Origin of the sequence: Bifidobacterium miconisargentati (assembly GCF_019331675.1) — a bacterium.
GTDB classification, from domain to species: domain Bacteria; phylum Actinomycetota; class Actinomycetes; order Actinomycetales; family Bifidobacteriaceae; genus Bifidobacterium; species Bifidobacterium miconisargentati.
On the sequence record NZ_JAHBBJ010000028.1, the window covers coordinates 1 to 17,745 of the forward strand.

General features: G+C 62.4%; 14 protein-coding genes. 9 read left to right on the forward strand and 5 right to left on the reverse strand.

Annotated elements, in window-relative coordinates; all coding sequences use genetic code 11:
- Window positions 1–192: 192 nt before the first annotated feature.
- Both KIH81_RS11580 and KIH81_RS11585 read right to left on the reverse strand, forming a co-directional pair.
- Entirely contained in the window at window positions 193–1,497 is a 1,305-nt protein-coding gene (locus KIH81_RS11580; protein ID WP_214305460.1) for a sensor histidine kinase, read from the reverse strand.
- Window positions 1,494–2,156: a response regulator transcription factor gene (locus KIH81_RS11585; RefSeq protein ID WP_214305461.1), complete on the reverse strand. Its 663-nt coding sequence runs from the start codon at window positions 2,154–2,156 to the stop codon at window positions 1,494–1,496. Before KIH81_RS11585 ends, KIH81_RS11580 begins: the two co-directional genes overlap by 4 nt.
- 200 nt (window positions 2,157–2,356) lie before the next feature.
- On the opposite strand from KIH81_RS11585, the gene KIH81_RS11590 reads away from it, so the two are divergent.
- The 6 genes from KIH81_RS11590 to KIH81_RS11615 all read left to right on the forward strand — a co-directional run bounded on the left by KIH81_RS11590 (window position 2,357) and on the right by KIH81_RS11615 (window position 7,642).
- Window positions 2,357–2,761, forward strand: a complete 405-nt coding sequence (locus KIH81_RS11590) for a hypothetical protein (protein WP_214305462.1) — start codon at window positions 2,357–2,359, stop codon at window positions 2,759–2,761.
- Between the two features lie 35 nt (window positions 2,762–2,796).
- Window positions 2,797–3,483 carry a hypothetical protein gene (locus tag KIH81_RS11595; protein WP_214305463.1) on the forward strand — a complete coding sequence of 229 codons (687 nt, stop codon included), beginning with the start codon at window positions 2,797–2,799 and terminating at the stop codon, window positions 3,481–3,483.
- A gap of 32 nt (window positions 3,484–3,515) precedes the next feature.
- Window positions 3,516–4,568 carry a peptidoglycan-binding protein gene (locus tag KIH81_RS11600; RefSeq protein ID WP_214305464.1) on the forward strand — a complete coding sequence of 351 codons (1,053 nt, stop codon included), beginning with the start codon at window positions 3,516–3,518 and terminating at the stop codon, window positions 4,566–4,568.
- 16 nt (window positions 4,569–4,584) lie between these two features.
- A complete protein-coding gene (locus tag KIH81_RS11605; RefSeq protein ID WP_214305465.1) occupies window positions 4,585–5,313 on the forward strand; it encodes an ATP-binding cassette domain-containing protein in 729 nt (242 codons plus the stop codon).
- Window positions 5,310–6,422 (forward strand): hypothetical protein, encoded by a 1,113-nt coding sequence (locus KIH81_RS11610; RefSeq protein WP_214305466.1) that lies wholly within the window; start codon window positions 5,310–5,312, stop codon window positions 6,420–6,422. The genes KIH81_RS11605 and KIH81_RS11610 overlap by 4 nt, the downstream gene beginning before the upstream one ends.
- 218 nt (window positions 6,423–6,640) lie before the next feature.
- A complete protein-coding gene (locus tag KIH81_RS11615; RefSeq protein ID WP_214305467.1) occupies window positions 6,641–7,642 on the forward strand; it encodes a LacI family DNA-binding transcriptional regulator in 1,002 nt (333 codons plus the stop codon).
- A 51-nt stretch (window positions 7,643–7,693) separates the two neighbouring features.
- Here KIH81_RS11615 and nagA read toward each other — a convergent pair whose 3' ends face one another.
- The 3 genes from nagA to lacZ form a co-directional block, all read right to left on the reverse strand.
- On the reverse strand, window positions 7,694–8,998 hold the full coding sequence (nagA, locus tag KIH81_RS11620; protein WP_214305468.1) for an N-acetylglucosamine-6-phosphate deacetylase: 1,305 nt from the start codon (window positions 8,996–8,998) through the stop codon (window positions 7,694–7,696).
- 73 nt (window positions 8,999–9,071) lie between these two features.
- Window positions 9,072–9,884, reverse strand: a complete 813-nt coding sequence (nagB, locus tag KIH81_RS11625) for a glucosamine-6-phosphate deaminase (RefSeq protein WP_214305469.1) — start codon at window positions 9,882–9,884, stop codon at window positions 9,072–9,074.
- Window positions 9,885–9,969: 85 nt separating this feature from the next.
- Entirely contained in the window at window positions 9,970–13,131 is a 3,162-nt protein-coding gene (gene lacZ / locus KIH81_RS11630; RefSeq protein ID WP_214305470.1) for a beta-galactosidase, LacZ type, read from the reverse strand.
- A 361-nt stretch (window positions 13,132–13,492) separates the two neighbouring features.
- Between lacZ and KIH81_RS11635 the strand changes: the two genes are divergently transcribed.
- From KIH81_RS11635 to KIH81_RS11645, 3 genes are all read left to right on the forward strand, one after another.
- On the forward strand, window positions 13,493–14,974 hold the full coding sequence (locus KIH81_RS11635) for a glycoside-pentoside-hexuronide (GPH):cation symporter (protein ID WP_101621315.1): 1,482 nt from the start codon (window positions 13,493–13,495) through the stop codon (window positions 14,972–14,974).
- 277 nt (window positions 14,975–15,251) lie between these two features.
- Complete coding sequence (locus KIH81_RS11640; RefSeq protein WP_214305471.1) at window positions 15,252–16,364, forward strand: HesA/MoeB/ThiF family protein; 1,113 nt, start codon at window positions 15,252–15,254, stop codon at window positions 16,362–16,364.
- 18 nt (window positions 16,365–16,382) lie between these two features.
- On the forward strand, window positions 16,383–17,591 hold the full coding sequence (locus KIH81_RS11645; RefSeq protein WP_165784785.1) for an MFS transporter: 1,209 nt from the start codon (window positions 16,383–16,385) through the stop codon (window positions 17,589–17,591).
- Window positions 17,592–17,745 lie beyond the last annotated feature (154 nt).

Genomic DNA, 17,745 nt, shown 5'->3' on the forward strand with positions numbered 1-17,745 from the left:
CATCCGCATGGCCTACGGCTTCCACCACGTCACCAACCTCATCAGCCTCGTCATGCTCAGATGCGGCGGACTCAACATCCAACTACCAACACCAGCAACCTAACCCACGAAAACAGCAGAAGCCTCATCGAATATCCTCACATTCATTGACTGGTTAGTCAGTATAGATAAGGATATCTTACCGTGGATAAATCATCCAATGGTGGACATACTGATACGTTGGTTCAACGTGATTTCCGCCCGGAACGTATCGGGTGTGGGGCGGCTGATGTTGAGTCTGGCGCCGATGGCGTCTGCACAGGCTTTGGTGATGGACAATCCGAGGCCGTGGCCGGGTCGGCTGGCCATGCGTGTGGCGTCGCCGCGGTGGAATGGTTGGATGAGGTCGGCCGTGTCCTCGGGGCGGTCAGGGCGTTTTGTGGTGTTGTTGATGCCGATGGTGACGTGCTGTCCGTCGTTGTGGATGGTGCAGGTGATGGCGCCGTGGTCGATGTTGTGGATGATGGCGTTGCGCACGAGGTTGTCCACGGCGAGCGAGAGGTAGCGCGGGTTCGTCTCAACGGCGGGGCCATTATAGGCGGCGAGTCCGGCAGCGTCGATGCACAGGTGGCGTGCCTGTGCCTGCTCGCGGTGGGTTTCGAGCACGCCGCGTACGATGCGGGCGGGGTCCACGGCTTCCGTGCTGGTGTCAGGCGCGGCCTGGATGCGGGAGAGTTCAAGCAGGCTGTTGATGAGCTCGCCGCTTTTGCGGTTCGCTTCGATAGCGTGGCGGATGGCTGGTTTGACGTCCTCGGGGAACCGGTCCTGGGCCATGAGAGCTTCGAGGCTGGTTCCGATGGTCGTGATCGGTGTTTTCAGCTCGTGGCTGGCGTTGCGGATGAACGATCGTTGTAGTTCGTTGGATTGCTCGATGCGGTCGAGCATTGTGTTGAGCGCGTCGGCGAGGCCGGCGGTCTCGGCATCCGGATGGTCGAGGCGGATGCGTCCGGCGGGGCGGTCGGGATCGAGCCGGCCGGCCTGGCGGCTGATGGAGTCAAGGTGCGCGGTGAGTTTGCCCGACAGGCTCCAGACGAGGAGCACCGCCAGAAGCGCCGACACGGCGAACACGGCGAGCGATCCGTAGCGCATCCATTGCACGACGCCGTCCCTGATGGTGAGCACCACGCCCTCCGTGCCGGTCTGCCCAGCGGTCGGAGAGGGAAAGGCACCGGTCACGTCGCAGGGATCCGCATTGCATGAGTCGGCCGTGCCGGGAACCCCGTCCTGGGGCGTGGCAGGTTCCGTCGTGATGGTGTTCTGGTTGCTGCCTGTGGAGATGGTGTCCACCTGATGCTGGAACGCCCAGTCGAGCGAGATGTTCTGTACGAGGATCACGGCGAGGAGCATGCCGAGCAGGAGCAGTCCCACGGTGACGGCGAGACGGATGCGGAAGCTGACGGGCTTACGCTGGCGTGGGGTGTGCGTGGCGGTCCGTGGTGTCGTGTCGGTATCGGTCATGGTATGCGGTATCCCTCTCCGCGCGACGAGGCGATGAGCGCGGGGTCGGGCAGTTTGCGCCGCAGCGAGTATACGGCGGTCTTGACGAGGTCGGTCTGGTCGTGCGCTTCGGACGGCCACAGGGATTCAAGGAGGGCGCGGGTGTTGGTCCATCCGCCGTCGGCGCGCAGCAGTTCCTCCAGGAGCGAGTATTCGCGGGGTGCGAGATCGAGGGGTTGTCCGTCCGCGTATGCGAGCCGTCTGACGGTGTCTACGCTTAGACGTCCCCGTGAGATTACGGTGGGCGCGTCGTCGGCGTCGCCTCGGCGCAGGAGCGCGCGGATGCGGGCGAGGAGTTCGGGATAGGCGAACGGTTTGGGCAGGTAGTCGTCGGCTCCGAGGTCGAGGCCGTGCACACGGTCCTCGATGCTGCCGGCCGCGGTGAGCATGAGCGTGCGCACGGGGATGCGCAGCCTGTCCACGGTGCGCATGACCTCGTCTCCGGAGAGCACGGGCAGGTCGCGGTCGAGGAGCATCACGTCGTATTCTCCCCGTGAGAGCCGGTCCAGCGCCTCGACGCCGGTGCCGGCCAGGCCGGTCGCGTATCCCTCGTGCCTGAGACAGTCGTCCAGCACGGCCGACAGGTCGGCGTCGTCCTCGACGATCAGGATTCTCGCCATATTCCGTTGCCTCCGATTCCGATTCATGGCCTTCATGCGATTGCCTTCGCGTTCTCCATTGTGCCCGGCGTGGGTGTGCGTTAGGTGAGCGCGACACGCACCCATCGCACACGGAGAGCCGGCTGTAATGGGCATCGTCCGGCAACCGCCGGGTCAAAGCATCGCCCCGGCAGCGGCGAACCCATGCAAGGGAGGAACACATGCGAACCACATCCGTACTCAGACTGGCGGCGGCCGCGGCGCTGGCCGCCGCGATGACCGTGCCGCTGTCGGCATGCGGCCAACAGCAGCCGACGCAATCATCCGACGAGCCCTCCGCGACGACGTCGCAGGACGCGGCACCGAAGACCGACAGTCAGGGCGGCGACGCGCCGCAGGGCTCGAACCCGGCCTCGAAACAGGCCGCCGAACAATACCGCGACTGCCTCACGGCGGCCGGCGTGCCGGCGCAGATCATGGACGGCAACTGGGTCGTGTTCCAATGGACCGGCGACGGCTCCGGCTCGGTGTCCTCGGAGTCCACGGACGTGGACCGGGACAAGGCCATCAAGGAATGCCAGGCCAAGGTGCCCGACTACCACGATCCCGACTTCAACACCAAGTAGACAGACCGGCACTACTCGAAGGAAAGGAAACTTTCATGACCGCCAGCACATCATCCATCTTCCGTCGCGGAACGCTGCGCAGGGCCGCCGCGCTGCTGTCCTGCATGGGACTGCTCGTCTCGCTGTCGGCGTGCTCGACGCCCTGGAGCCGGGACACGGCCGACGACGCGCAGACGTCCGGCACCAGGATCGCGCCGAGCATGAGCGCCTTGTTCGACCAGTACCTCGCCAAAGACACGCTCAGCCAGTTCGAGCGCGACGTGCTCCAACGGGCCAAGAAGACCGGCAAAATCAGCGCCGAGGACTACGAGACCGCGCACGACAAGCAGGCCGCGTGCATGGCCGAGAACGGATGGCAGGAACAGACCCGCAAACTGTCCAACGGACTCTACCAAACCACCGGCGTGACGCCGGTGCCATCGACCGACGCCGAAGTGAACAAGTACATGGAGGCATCCAACACCTGCTCCGAGGGCACCAGCAAGATCATCGAATCCCTCTACCAGCTCCAGCAGGGCAACCCGGGCCTCCTGGCCGACCCGTACGAGACCGCCGTGGAATGCCTGAAGAAAAGCAGCCTCGTCGATGACGCCTACACCGGACGCAAACTCGAAAACGCGTTGAACGGGGACGGCACGTCCAAGAGCCTGCCGTTCGACGCCTCGTCGGACGCCGCTCAATCATGCTTCACCGGAGCCGGCCTCGCCGTCAACGTCGGCTGACGAACAAGCACCCGACGAAAGGAAACGACCACATGAAAACACGAATCCTGACCCCGCTGATCCTGACCGGGCTGGGCATGCTGTCCGTGGGCGTGCTCGCCACCGCGCTCGTCATCCCCACGCCCACGCCCGACGGGCTATCCGCGGCCACGAGCCCAGACACCGTCACGGCCAGCCGCCAGCAGTTCGACGACGAACAGACCGTCGAGGCCTCGTTCGAGACCAGCGCGGAACAATCGATCACCTCGCGCGCCGCCGGCACCGTCAGCGAAACCCTGTGCACGCCCGGCCAAACGGTCGAATCCGGCAAACGACTGCTGTCCGTGGACGGCAAACCCGTCATCGCCCTGCACACCGACACGCCCCTCTACCGCGAGATCGGCACCGGAGACACCGGACCCGACGTGCTCGCCCTGCAACAGGAACTCGCCCGTCTCGGCTACAACGCCGAAGGCAACGGCACCTACGGGTGGCGCACCAAGGACGGCGTCAACCAGCTGCTCTCGCAGGCCGGCGACCACAACCCCGACGGCAGGATCGGACCCGCCGACGTGGCATGGCTGCCCCAAGCCGCCGCCACGCCCACCCAATGCACGGCCGGCCTGAACGCCAGCCTGACGGACGGCACCGAAATCATGAAGACCGGAGGCCAGCTGACCGCCATCACCTTCCCCACGCCGGCGAACCTGAGGGACGGAAAACGCACGTTCACGCTCTTCGGCGTCAAGACCAGCCTCGATAAGACCGACGGCAGGATCAGCGACCAGAAATTCCTCGACCAGATCCAGGCCAGCGACGGCTACAAAGCCACCCTCGCCGACCAGGGCGGCAAGAAACCAACCGCCACCCTCGCACTCGAACAGCCCATCGACGCGATCAAGGTCCCGCCCTCCGCCATCACCGGCCAGAACGGCACCCGCGCCTGCGTCTCGCCCGACGGCAAACAGGCCATCCCCGTCACCGTGATCGGCTCCGCCCTCGGCGCCACGCTCATCCAACCCGAACAAGCCGACGCGACAATCGGCAAAGTCGCCCTCGGCCACAAACTCGACGACGTCCAATGCCCCGCCACGGTGCAGCATTGACGCAAGGAGGACGCGCATGAGCACCAGCATCCTGCCCCTCGAAACGGTCGCGGACCCCGTGCCGGCACGATCGGACGACGCCGCGCAGCCCGCGGTCTACGGCACCCCGTCGGTCACGGGCGAACACGTGAGCCACCGGTTCGCGAACGGCCCCTGGCTGTTCCGAGACCTCGACTTCACCCTCACGACCGGCGAGGCCGTCGGCCTGTGCGGGCCGTCCGGCTCCGGCAAATCCACCCTCCTGTCCATCATCGCCGGCTTCGAGCCGCCCGCCGAAGGCATCATCCGACGTAGCCGGGTCAACCGCGTGCGCTGGGTGTTCCAGAACCCACACGGCATACCGCGACGCACCGCCATCGACCACGTCGTCCAACCGCTCCTCGGCCAGGGCATCGACCGCACGCAGGCCGAGGACGAGGCCATCGCCATCATGAGCACGTTCCACCTGACCAAAGTCGCCGCACGCGAGTTCCGGGAACTATCCGGAGGCGAAGCGCAGCGTCTCATGCTCGCCCGCGCCATCGCCAGCAAACCCGACCTCCTCCTCGTGGACGAACCCACCGCCCAACTCGACCAGCGCACCGCCAACGACATCGACTCCACCCTCACCGGACTCGCCCAAGACGACGCGATCGTCGTCATCGCCACCCACGACCCCAACACCCGGGCCGCATGCACCCGCGTCATCGACCTCGCATGGCACAACCCGAACCCCGACACCGACATCAAGGACGACACACGATGAAACCAACCGCCATCCTGTCCGAAGCATGGCGCAACATCGCCACCGGCACCACACGCGCCCTCGCCTGCGCCGGCATCCTCACCCTCATCGCAGCAGGAACCGCCATATTCGACCTGACCGCCATCACCTCCCTCCAACACGAATCACGGCAATGGGCCACCAGCGCCGCCGCCATCCACATCATCTCCGGCAGCAAACAAATCGACCCCACCACCTGCGCAAACCTCACCCAAACCACCGGCACCACAGGCGACACCACCACGAACCCCATCCAAGCGGCCGGCGCGCTCAAAAGCAACGGGGAAATCACCCTGACCGCCATGCCCGCGGCCCCACTGGACGCATGGCAGGCAACACCGGGACTCGCGGACGTGCTCGGCATCGGCACGAGGGAACAAACCCAACCCGGCGTATGGATCTCCAACCAACTCGCCGCCACCCTCCACGCGCGCGAAGGAGACGACCTGCCCACAACCCAGGGCACCATGCACATCAGCGCGGTCTTTCCCTGGACCGACGACAGCCGCGACCAACGACTCGCCTACGCGATCATCACCCCCACACCCATCAACGCCGGCCAGCAATGGGACGAATGCTGGGCCACCATCAACCCCGCCAACCCCGACGCCGAAGACCTGCTCAACACCACCGCGACCGCCATACCCGGAGCCGCGCCCGCCACCCAGACCAAACAAGCCAACACCATGCTCGGCACCAACCCCGACCTCGACACCCGCTACCGGCAGAGGACCACCCGCCTCATGCTCGCCATCACCCCCATCGCCGCGTTCGCCATCGCCATCATGGCCACACGCGCACGACGCATCGAAATAGCAGACGATCTGCACATGGGAATACCCCGCCAAGGCATCCTCGCCACCACCGCACTCGAAACCCTCGCATGGACGCTACCGGCAATCCTCGCTGCCACCGCCATCACCTACACCACGGCCCGCTGGACCAGCGGACACGCCAACGCGATCACCCTGACAGCCATCCAACTCCCCGCACTCACCACAGCCCTCATCACCGCGCAAATCGGAGCCGTCATCGCCATCACCGCCATACACGACAACCAACTCTTCGCCTTCTTCAAAAACAGACAGTGAGCATGAGGAAAAGGTTCCGGTTCAGACTGCCATACGTCTTGATTAAAGGGCGAGCATGTTTTCCAATGACAAGCCCGCCCTCTATGCATTGCCCCTTTGTCGGGACGCTTGAAGTTTATCAGTTGTGGGTCACTTCCTGAGTGGGGGAATCCGCCATCTTGCAAATCCCGGGTTATGCTGTAGTAAAACCCTTTACTAAAGTTTGCGGGGAGGATGTCATGGCCACGCTCAAGGAGGTTGCGGAACGGGCTGGGGTGTCACAGAGCACGGTGTCGCGCTTGCTGAACGACCCATCGTTCTCCATCAAGGAGGAGACGCGACGGCGCGTGCTGCGCGTATGCGAGGAGCTGGGATACCGCAACGTGTTCCGTCCCGCGATCGCTGTGCTGGACGCCCCTCCGTCCGGGGAGGAGCTGCAGGACGCATACTTCTCCGATCTGCGGAAGGTCCTTGCGGAGTGTGCGGAGTCGATGGAATTGGACCAGCCCACGTTCATCCGGTCCATACACGAGCTGACGGAACGCGCAGCGGAGTTCGATGGGTTCATCACCGTGGGCGCCACGGTGTTTCCCGAAACAGACCTGCGCGCCCTGCATGCGGCACTCCCACATGGCGTGTGCATCGACACGAATCCGGCACCGCACCTGTTCGACTCCGTACGGCCCGATCTGTCGCAGACGATGCTGGATGCCTTGGACGCGATGATCGCGGCGGGCCGCAGACGCATCGCGTTTCTCGGTGGCGTGGGCAGCATCATGGGCACGCATGACTATCCCGAGGATATCCGCGAACTGTCGTTCCGCCAGTGGGCTGCGCACTTGGGATTGGAAACGGACGGATTGGTGTATTCGTCCGGCACGTTCACCGTGGAGAACGGTTATCGTCTCGCGGAGCAACTGGTGGCCGATCATCGTGAGGCCGGCAGCATGCCCGATGGTCTTATCGTGGCCGCCGACGTGCTCGCGGTGGGGGCGTTGCAGGCGTTGAACGCACTGCGCGTGGCGGTTCCCGACGAGTTGGCCGTGGTGAGTGTGAACAACCAGTCAATCGCCCGGTACACGTCGCCGTCGCTGAGCTCGTATGCGATCGATCAAAGGGAGTTGGCCCGCATGGCGTTCTCCACCCTGATCGACGGGTTGAAGCATGAACGGCGGGTGCGACGTCACATCCTGCTGACGACCGAGCTGGTGCCGCGCGCAAGCTTCGTTCCTCAGGCGTAAGACATCGTCTCGAAGACGGGCGGCACCGGCGTTGATTTTGCTGGAAGGAATTTACTTCACCTGGCGGCCGGCGCACCAGACGTGTTGGGCGGTCCAGTCGGTGGGGTCGAGGAGGTTGAGGTCGGCGGCGTATCCGGGGGCGATGAGGCCGAGCGGGGCTCCGGTGACGGGGTTGGCCTTGTCGAATCCGAAGGCGCGGGCCGGGGTGAGGGTGGCGGCCTCGACTGCGGCGACGGGGCTGAAGCCGAGTTCGTTGACCGCGCGCTGGACCGCGACCTCCAGGGTGAGCGTGGAGCCGGCGATGGCGCCGTTGGACACGAGGCGGGCGTGGCCGTCGATGACGTTCACGTCGAGTTCGCCGAGCTTGTACGCGCCGTCGGGGCAGTCGGTGGCGGCCATGGCGTCGGTGACGAACGCGATGCGGTGGGGCGCCAGTCCGAAGCCGAGCTTGACCATCGGGTTCTGGACGTGGAAGCCGTCGTTGATGAGCTCGATGGTGACGCGCGGGTCCTCCACGGCGGCCGGGATGGGGCCGGGTTCGCGGTGGTGCAGGCCGTTCATCGCGTTGAACATGTGGGTCATGATGCCGGCGCCCGCGTCGAAGCCGGCCTGGGCGGTGGCATAGTCGGCGTCGCAGTGGCCGACCGCGGGCACCACACCGGCGGAAGCGAACTGCTTGATGGCACCGATGCCGTGCTCCAGTTCGGGGGCGATGGTGATCTGGCGAATGCAGCCGAGCTTGCCGGCCGCGGGGTCGGCACCCGAGGCGTCGAGCATGCGGTCCACGAGTTCGGGCACCGGGTCCTTGAGGCAGTTCGGGTCGTGCGCACCCTTGCGCTTCAGGGCGAGGAACGGGCCTTCGAGATGGCAGCCGAGGATGTCGGGGCGGGTGGCCATCTTCTCACGCACGGTGCGGATGTTGCGGCAGATCACGTCCATCGGGTTGGTGATGAGCGAGAGCACCTGGCGGGTGGTGCCGTGCACCGCATGACCGGCGCGGGCCACGTCGATGCCGTCGGAGCCGTCGTCGAAGCTCTTCTCCCAAGCACCGTGGGCGTGGATGTCCACGTAGCCGGGCGTGAGGATGCGGCCGCCCGCGTCGATCACCTCGCCGGAGCGGGAGGCCGGGTCGATGCCGACCGTGCGGCAGGCGTGCTCGAACGCCTCCTCGCCGGTACCGTCCGCGGCCGCAGCGCCCGTGGCCACGATTACGCCGCGCGCGTCCGAGACCACCCAGTAGCCCGACTGCTCGCCGCGGGCGTCCACCTTGCGCGCCCCGCGGATCGCGACCGGACGGGCCTCGCCTTCCAACGCCGCCGTCACGTGCGCGACGATCTCGTTTCTGTCCTGTGCCATGATTTCCTTCCTGTATGCGTTCGGGCTCCCTCTTTGCGGAGAAAGAAGGAGCCCGAGTTCGGTTCGGTTACTGTCAGATGCCCTGCCAGGCGGGCTTGTGGGCGTAGGCGTAGCGGTAGTAGTCCTTGTGGCGCAGGCGGCTGGCTGCTTCCTCGTCGATGATGATCGTCGCGTGCGGGTGCAGCTGCAGCGCGGACGCCGGGCAGAACGCGGACACGCCGCCCTCGACGGTCTCCTCGATGGCCTCGGCCTTGCCCGCGCCGAACGCGAGCAGCACGAGGTGGCGGGCCTTGAGGACCGTACCGATGCCCTGCGTGATGCAGTGGGTCGGCACCTGGTTGATGTCGTTGTCGAAGAAGCGCGCGTTGTCGATGCGGGTCTGCTCGGCGAGCGTCTTGACGCGCGTGCCGGATGCGAGGGAGGAGCCGGGCTCGTTGAAACCGATGTGGCCGTCGGTGCCGATGCCGAGGATCTGCACGTCAATGCCGCCCGCGGCCTCGATGGCCGCATCATACGCGGGGCCGGCGGCGGCGATCTTGTCGCCGTCCTCAAGGGGCGCGCCGTTCAGCACGTCGCCGGGCACGTGGACCTTGGTCGGGTCAAGGCCCAGGGGCTCGACGACCGTACGGTGGATGGTGGAGTGGTAGGACTCCGGGTGGGTCAGCGGCAAGCCCAGGTACTCGTCCAGCGCGAAGCCGCGCACCTTGGAGACGTCGATGTGCTCCTCATGCACGATCTTGGCGAGGGCCTGGTAAGCGGCCAGCGGGCTGGAGCCGGTCGCGAGTCCCAGCACCGCGTCCGGCTTGGCCTTGATGAGGTCCGCCACGCAACGGCCGTAGATCTCGCCGGCCTCCTCCTCGTTCTTGACGATGATCACTTCAGCCATGATTGATTGTCTCTTTTCTGTGGGTGTGTTTTGGGGAATATGCACGGGCGGCGGCATGGTGGTGCATGCCGCCGCCCGTTGCTGGTCAGATGAGTTCGAGGTTCACGTCGAGGGTGAGCGGCCTGCCTGCGGGCAGCTGGTAGGCCGTGTGGACGGGGGCTCCCCAGGAGTCGTCTCCGCCGACGCCCATCTGCGCCGCGAGCAGACGCAGGTAGTTGTGGCGCGGGGCGGGCAGGTCCTCATGGCGGCGCGCGGCTTCGATCATGTAGGTGTTCCATGGCAGCAGGCTGGCCGTGAAGTGACGGTCGCCGCGCTGGCTGACGCGCAATCCGTGGCCTTGGATGTCGGTGGCTTCGAGCCAGCGGACGTCCTCGTGGCTTCCGGTTTCCTGCACCATGAGATACGGCGCCATGCTCGCCTCTGAGGTGGTGTCCCAGATGCCGAGCTTGCCGCCCTGCTTGCGGTCGCGGTAGGTTTCCTCGGGGCCGGGTCCGTAGTAGCGCAGCTGCGTGTATTCGCCGGGCAGTTCCCATTCGACACCGAACGCGGGCAGGCTGGCGGCGTTGGTGACACCGCCGGGGTATTCGACGGTCAGTCGCATGCGCATGTCGGACGTGATGCGGTAGGCGACCGTCACGGGCGTGTGGCCCGGGTCGGCGAGCTCGTACCGGTATTCGGCCGTGAGTCCTCCGTCGTCGGATTGCGTGATGCTCGTATCGGTCACGATGGCGTAGCGGCCGGCCGCGAACCATGCTGCACGGTCGAATCCGGAACGGTTACCGCGGTCGTTGTCGGTCAGGGAGCGGAAGGTGACGAGTTCAGGGCGACGGATGACCATTTCCCGTCCGTCCCGCGTCCAGGAGACGATGCCTCCCTGGGTGCGCGATAGGAGGATTTCCTCGTCGTCGCGGCGGATGCCCGCGTTCCACCGGCCGAGCGTGACCGTCGCGCGGCCGGTGTCGTCATAATCGGTCTCGGTGATGTCCCGTTCGGGGTTGAGGGTGCCGGTAAGCTGGCCGAACGCGAGCTCGTAGCCGGCCGGCGCCCATGCGGTGGCTTCGGCGAGCAGGAGATCGACCTCGTAGGTGACCTCGCGCGTATTCCCGTCCGTGTCGATGTCCGGGAAGGCGATGTCATGGCGTTGGGTGTCTCCGGCGGCCACGTCGAACCGGTAGTCGGCGTGCCAGATCTCGCGCCCGTCTTCGAGGAGCCGTGCGGCGAACACGTAGCTGTCGGTGCCGATGAACAGGTTGCGGTTCTCGATGGTCACGCCGTGCCCGTCGGGGGTGAGCTTGATCGGCGAATACAGCTGCTTGACCTCCTGCGCCTTGGGGCTGGGCGTGCGGTCGGCGAACACGATGCCGTTGCCCACGAATTCGTAGTCGGTCGGCCGGTCGCCCCATTCTCCGCCGACGCTGAGTCGTTCGCTCCCGTCGGGCAGGCGCTGGACGAGCCCCTGGTCGATGTAGTCCCAGATGAACCCGCCGGAGTAGCGCTCGTACTGTTCGAGGTCGATGAACTCGCTCAGGCCGCCGCACGAGTTGCCCATGGCGTGCATGTACTCGCAGCTGACGAACGGCTTGTTCGCAGCGCCACGCTCGTCGCCGTGTTCGAGCCAGTCGCGGATCTCGTCCGGCTTGGCGTACATACGGCTTTCGAAATCGCTGATCCCATCATAGGCGTGGTTCCAATTGACGCCTTCGTAGTGGACGGGACGGCCCGGGTCGAGCCGATGCGCGTGCATGCTCATGGCCTTGAGGACTTCGCCCGCGTAGGATTCGTTGCCCAGCGACCAGACGAGTACGCTGGGATGGTTGCGGTCACGCATGATCATGCTGTCCAGTCGGTCGATGCATGCGCCCAGCCAGGCCTCGTCGTCACCGGGAACGGAGGTGCCCACGGGGATGTCGCCGGGGCTGTTCCAGCTGCCGTGGGTCTCCAGGTTGGTCTCGTCGATCAGATAGATGCCGTATTCGTCGCACAGCTCGTACCAGCGTGACTGGTTCGGGTAGTGCGAGGTGCGCACCGCGTTGATGTTGTGGCGCTTCATGAAGCGGATGTCCCACAGCATGTCCTCTTCGGTGACGGCACGGCCGCGCCGGCAGTCGAACTCGTGGCGGTCCACGCCGCGGAACACGAGGCGCTTGCCGTTGAGCTTGAGGACGCCGTCCTCGATGGCCACATGCCGGAAGCCGATGCGGGTGCGCGCGGTCTCCAGAACCTTGCCACCCGCGTCGAGCAGGGTGACGGACAGTTCGTACAGGTCCGGGCGTTCGGCGCTCCAGGGGGCGGCGTCGTCGATCTCGGCTTCGGCGTGCAGCGTTCCGGCCGCTTCCGTGGCGGTGCGCCAGACGATGGTGCCGTTCTTGTCTCGCAGCGCGAGGTCGGCCGTCGCGGCGTTCGTGGCGCCGTCGATCAGCACGTCCAGCGAGAGCGATCCGATTGACGTGGCAGGCTCCCAATCGGCTTCGGCGTGGATGTCGGAGACGTGGGCGGCTGGTCTCGCGTTGAGCTCGACGGAGCGGAACAGGCCGTGCAGCCGCCAGAAGTCCTGGTCCTCCAGCCAGCTCGCGCTCGAATACTCGTAGCAGGCGACCGCCAGCACGTTGCCGTCCTTCCTGACGACGTCCGTCACGTCGAACTCGCTGGGCGTGAAGGAATCCTCGGCGTAGCCGACGAACGCGCCGTTGAGCCACACGTAGATGGCGGTGGCCGCGCCCTGGAAGGTGAGCGTCACCGTGCGGCCCTCGCGGATGGCCTGGGCGACCGCGCCCTCCGCGGCGAACTTGCGTCGGTAGACCGCCACATGGCCATGCTCGGGGATGGCCGGGGCCTTTGGGTCCTCGTGGCCGTCCCACGGGTACTGCACGTTCACATACTGCGGGTCGAGCAGTCCCGCGGTCTCCAGATGTGAGGGCACCCGCACGCGGGGGAACGACGAGTCGTCGAAGCCCGGCGCGGCGAACAGCGGCGACACGTCGCTGATCCAATCCGGCCCGTCGCTCGTCCCGTCGGGGAAGCTGTTCGCCGGCGCCGTCTCGACGCGGACCCGCCATTCGCCGTCAAGGCTCTGCGTGAGATCCGTGCCCTCGCCGCCGGAGGGGGCGTGCGACCAGCACGCATGGTCGGAATGGGCGTCGAGCCGGTGGACCGCGTACACGCGCGGGTCGGCGAGCCATGCCGTCGTCGGCATGGACGGGGAGACGATCGGATCGCCGTTCTTCCGCTGATCGTCGGTTGTGTTCATGATGTCCTCGCTTTCGCATCGGATTGCGTCGCGTCGTTGCCGCCGCAGTGCGGGAGCCTTCGAATGTGACTCCTTGCACAACGATGATAAAGATATTTACTAATTTACGCAACTTCTTGCGCATGCCTCGACGGTGACTGCGAGGACCTATGCAAATCCATTGATTGCAACGATAATTCGACTACTGCGATGTCTTTTGCCCGCGCGTTGCGTCGAATCGACGAACGCAATTCGTTGGCATTGCTTGCGACACGCGGTAAAGTTTTTTACTTTTTCGAGAAAGTCCTATACTCGCGTCTTGCGGGATCGGAGCTGTTCCCGCGCACGGATTCTTTACAGGTCGCAAGGAGGCCACCACACCATGAGCGGATCCACCACACAGCGCACGGCGACGCCCGGACAACCGCAGGCAGCGCCCGCGAGGAACATGGGCCAGAAGATCGCATACGCGTTCGGAAATCTGGGACAGGCCGCGTTCTACAACACGATGAGCACGTTCTTCATCACGTTCGTGACCACCGCGCTGTTCATCGACGTGGACAAGACGCTGGCCGCGCGCCTCATCGCGGTGATCACCGGACTCGTGGTGGTCATCCGCATCGCGGAGATCTTCCTCGACCCGCTGCTCGGCAACCTCGTGGACAACACGAACACCCGCTGGGGCCGGTTCCGCCCCTGGCAGTTCATCGGCGGCCTCGTGCCCGGCATCCTGCTGATCATGGTGTTCACCGGCCTGTTCGGCCTCGTGGACGTGAACACCGGCGTGTTCATGGTCCTGTTCGTCATCGTGTTCATCCTGCTGGACGTGATCTACTCGCTGCGCGACATCTCCTACTGGGGCATGATCCCCGCGATCTCCTCCGACTCGCACGAACGCAGCACGTACACCGCGCTCGGCGCGTTCACCGGATCCATCGGCTACAACGGCGTCACCGTCATCGTCGTGCCCGTCGTCAGCTGGTTCACCTGGAAGTTCACCGGCCAATGGGAGCAGGGCCGCACCGGCTGGGCCGCGTTCGCCATCATCATCGCCGTGCTCGGCCTGCTGACCGCGTGGAGCGTCGCGTTCGGCACCCGCGAGAACCAGGGCGAGCTGCGCGCCAAGGCCGAGGCCAACGGCAACCCCATCGAGGCGTTCAAGGCCATCGCCCAGAACGACCAGCTCCTGTGGGTCGCCCTGAGCTACCTGCTGTACTCCGTGGCCAACGTCGCCACCACCGGCGTGCTCTTCTACCAGTTCAAATACGTGCTCGGCGCGCCGGACAGCTTCTCCATCGCCGGCGTCATCCCGGTCATCACCGGACTGGTCACCACGCCCCTCTACCCGGTGCTCAACCGCCGCATCCCGCGCCGCTGGCTGTACACCGCCGGCATGGCGTTCATGATCGCCGGCTACACGCTGTTCATCATCGCGCCCATGAACCTGCCCGTCGTCATCGTCGCGCTCGTCCTCTTCTACCTGCCCGCGCAGACCATCCAGATGACCGCCATCCTGAGCATGACCGACTCCATCGAATACGGACAGCTCAAGACCGGCAAGCGCAACGAGGCCGTCACCCTCTCCGTGCGCCCGATGCTCGACAAGATCGCCGGCGCGCTGTCCAACGGCATCGTGGGCTTCGTGGCCGTCGCCGCCGGCATGGTCGGCAACGCCACCGCCGCCGACATGACCGCCGCGAACATCCGCACGTTCAAGACCTGCGCCTACTACCTGCCGCTCGCAGGCATCGTCGCCAGCCTCGTCGTCTTCCTCCTGACCGTCAAGATCGACGAGAACATGCACGACCACATCGTCGAACAGCTCGAAGAACGACTCGCCTCCGAGGAAACCAACAAGCAGTAGGGCCGAGCTGAGGGTGCGGATGTTCGGGAGGAGGGGATTGTCATCTTTAGATGACAATCCCCTCCTCCCGAACATCCGCACCGGTTATCCTGCGGTATCTTCTGTACCAAGAAATGCACCGCGCATTTCGGCTTTCACGAGGAGGTGAATCATGCAGGATGAAGCGTTCATGATTTCCGAAGTAAACGATCCCGATATCTGCACCGCATACCGCGTTGGTGGCGGCTGATAAAAGGATTATGGCGGGCTCCTTGTCAAAGGAGCCCGCCGTTCTTATTTGAAGAAAATAGAAGGCGAGAAAATGAAGATAAAAATAAGAAGCGGTCATGAAGTTCTACCGCTCGATTCGAAAACATCCATTATCGGGTCGATGACATCGGGATTAGCTCATCAATTCCCTGATCCAGATAATGAAATCGCAGCAGTCATTAACCAAGTCCTTAATGGTGAATATGACCTGGACGATGCCGTCGAACGTCTCGCCAATCTGACTCATTATACCAGAACGCAATCCCTGAATATAATCCGTGAAATTGAAAGAATGGGACACCTCGAAACCGTAGAGGAACCGACAACCTTAAGCGATGAAGAGAAACAAAGATATTCGAGGAGTAGCCGCTATCTCTCCTGGATCAACCAAGGCGAAATCTGCGGAAACTGGCATTTGCAAGAACTGCTCAAACAGAAGAGGGTAGCTGTTCTTGGGCTAGGCGGAATCGGAAGCGGCGTAGCTTACCACTTAGCGGCATCAGGGGTTGGACATATTCGAATTGTTGATTATGATACCGTCGAACTATCCAATTTAAGCCGTCAAATGCTGTTTGATGAAGAGGATATTGGCGCACTCAAGGTGGATGTTGTAAAGAATAAACTGCTTCATCTTAACCATAATGTTGAAGTTGATGGCGTTCAGCAACATATCCGAGGCAACAATGATATTATGAAACTGATAGACGGAATGGATTTCTTTTTCTGCTGCGCTGATTCTCCGGAAGAAATTACGGAATGGGCTAATAACGCTGCACTGTATACGAATATTCCATGGATATCTTGCAGTTATAATGGTCCGATCGTTCAATGTGGCATATATGTCCCCGGTAAGACCGGTTGTTTCAGGTGTCTGATTGAATCAGTGACGAAAAAACTGGAATTGAAGCATCGTTCATCTGCGTATATGCATTTCCAAAGGGACGTGAACCCTGTTTTTGGGCCCATTGCACAAATATCCGCGGCATTATCTGCATATGAGGGAATCCGATATCTTCTTGACCTTTCCCCGCAGAGTGTCGGACGGATAATACATGTCAACATGTATAACTATTTCGACTCCTATGTAATCGATGTTCCACAAGATTGCCATTATGCACACATAGCGAAAGCGCGTGGATAAATGAACTCATTATGGAAAATGCCGGATTATCGTCATTGGTTCATTTCAGATACCACCGATGTGGTTGCAACGAGTCTACGGCTCTTTGCCATACCTTTGGTGATAATCTCCATGACGAAGTCAGAGTTCATATCTGGCATCGTAGTCACATTGGTGTCGGTCACGACTATGATTGCCACACCAATTGGCGGCGCTATTGCCGATCGTCGTAATCGACGGCGAATGATGATGCTTCTCGGAGTCATAGGTGCGTCTCTCTCTGTCATTGCCGTCATTTTGATCTGTGTCGGAAATCAGATATCCACATGGATGTTTATTGGAATTGTCATTTTCTTTGCATTGAACTCCGGATTGTTGTGTCCATCAAATAATGCGATACTGAAATCCATTGTTCCTGTTAAACTTTTCGCAAAATCCCAGGCAATACGCGAAACTCGCGAATCCTGCGTTGGAATCCTGTCAGGAGCCGTTGGCGGTTTCTTCTACAGACTTTCTCCTTGGGGTCCTTTTGCTGCATGTGGAGTCATGCATATTATCAGTGCTATCTCAGCGAAGAAGCTTTCAAACCCAACAGTTTCTGTGGAAGATAATGAGGATGAGTCATTTATTGAAAGTTTGAAAAATGGGTTCGTATGGGTGATGTCCAGCTCCCGTTTTCGTAGTTATCTGGCCTTTGGTGCAGTTTGCAACATAGCTTGTACCGGAATTATTATTGGCACACAGCTTATGCTGGCGGCAAGAGGAACGGATCCGATTCTGATAGGTCTAATTGACGGCGTTATGGGAATAGTGATGCTCCTAGGATCATTGTGTGCGATGAAAATCACCGAAACGCTATCTCCTGGATTGATTGCAACCTTAACGGTAGTCTTATTTGGAATTTCCCTTGTCCCGATGATTTTCACGGATAACTATTATGTTATTCTTGCATGCGTTTCATTGGGAGGTTTCCTGTTTCCAGCTTGTAATTCTTCACTCCTCGGCTTCCTGTACGGGCATACTCCGAATAATATGCAAGGGCGGGCGGATTCGGTAATGGAGACCGTATTGTCCGTTTTCAGTTCATTTACACCGGCGCTCGTTGGTTGGATATTGGAATCGCCGTCCGGTTTTACCGGAGTGGTAATTCTTTGTGTCACATGTTCTGCGGTATCTATGCTGATCACTCTAGGAAAACCACTTAGATCCATTCCGCAAACGAAATTCTGGGATACGACCACTTTGTAGAGTGTTTGCGTGCATAGTGAATAAATGTGGCGCTTGTGTTGTTTTCGTGGGTGTGGGTTCGTCGTTGAGCCGTTGAGGGAGTAAGAGAAGAGCGCTTCCTGGGTAGGATGTTTTCGACCAAGATAAACAAGCAACCAGCAAGCGCCTGATGAAC

Bases quoted from the DNA above. Each gene is read 5' to 3' on its own strand.
- KIH81_RS11600 (WP_214305464.1), top strand. From the start codon at position 3,516: ATGAAAACACGAATCCTGACCCCGCTGATCCTGACCGGGCTGGGCATG.
- KIH81_RS11635 (WP_101621315.1), top strand. From the start codon at position 13,493: ATGAGCGGATCCACCACACAGCGCACGGCGACGCCCGGACAACCGCAG.
- KIH81_RS11615 (WP_214305467.1), top strand. From the start codon at position 6,641: ATGGCCACGCTCAAGGAGGTTGCGGAACGGGCTGGGGTGTCACAGAGC.
- nagA (WP_214305468.1), bottom strand. From the start codon at position 8,998: ATGGCACAGGACAGAAACGAGATCGTCGCGCACGTGACGGCGGCGTTG.
- lacZ (WP_214305470.1), bottom strand. From the start codon at position 13,131: ATGAACACAACCGACGATCAGCGGAAGAACGGCGATCCGATCGTCTCC.
- KIH81_RS11585 (WP_214305461.1), bottom strand. From the start codon at position 2,156: ATGGCGAGAATCCTGATCGTCGAGGACGACGCCGACCTGTCGGCCGTG.
- KIH81_RS11595 (WP_214305463.1), top strand. From the start codon at position 2,797: ATGACCGCCAGCACATCATCCATCTTCCGTCGCGGAACGCTGCGCAGG.
- KIH81_RS11590 (WP_214305462.1), top strand. From the start codon at position 2,357: ATGCGAACCACATCCGTACTCAGACTGGCGGCGGCCGCGGCGCTGGCC.
- KIH81_RS11610 (WP_214305466.1), top strand. From the start codon at position 5,310: ATGAAACCAACCGCCATCCTGTCCGAAGCATGGCGCAACATCGCCACC.
- KIH81_RS11580 (WP_214305460.1), bottom strand. From the start codon at position 1,497: ATGACCGATACCGACACGACACCACGGACCGCCACGCACACCCCACGC.
- nagB (WP_214305469.1), bottom strand. From the start codon at position 9,884: ATGGCTGAAGTGATCATCGTCAAGAACGAGGAGGAGGCCGGCGAGATC.
- KIH81_RS11605 (WP_214305465.1), top strand. From the start codon at position 4,585: ATGAGCACCAGCATCCTGCCCCTCGAAACGGTCGCGGACCCCGTGCCG.
- KIH81_RS11645 (WP_165784785.1), top strand. From the start codon at position 16,383: ATGCCGGATTATCGTCATTGGTTCATTTCAGATACCACCGATGTGGTT.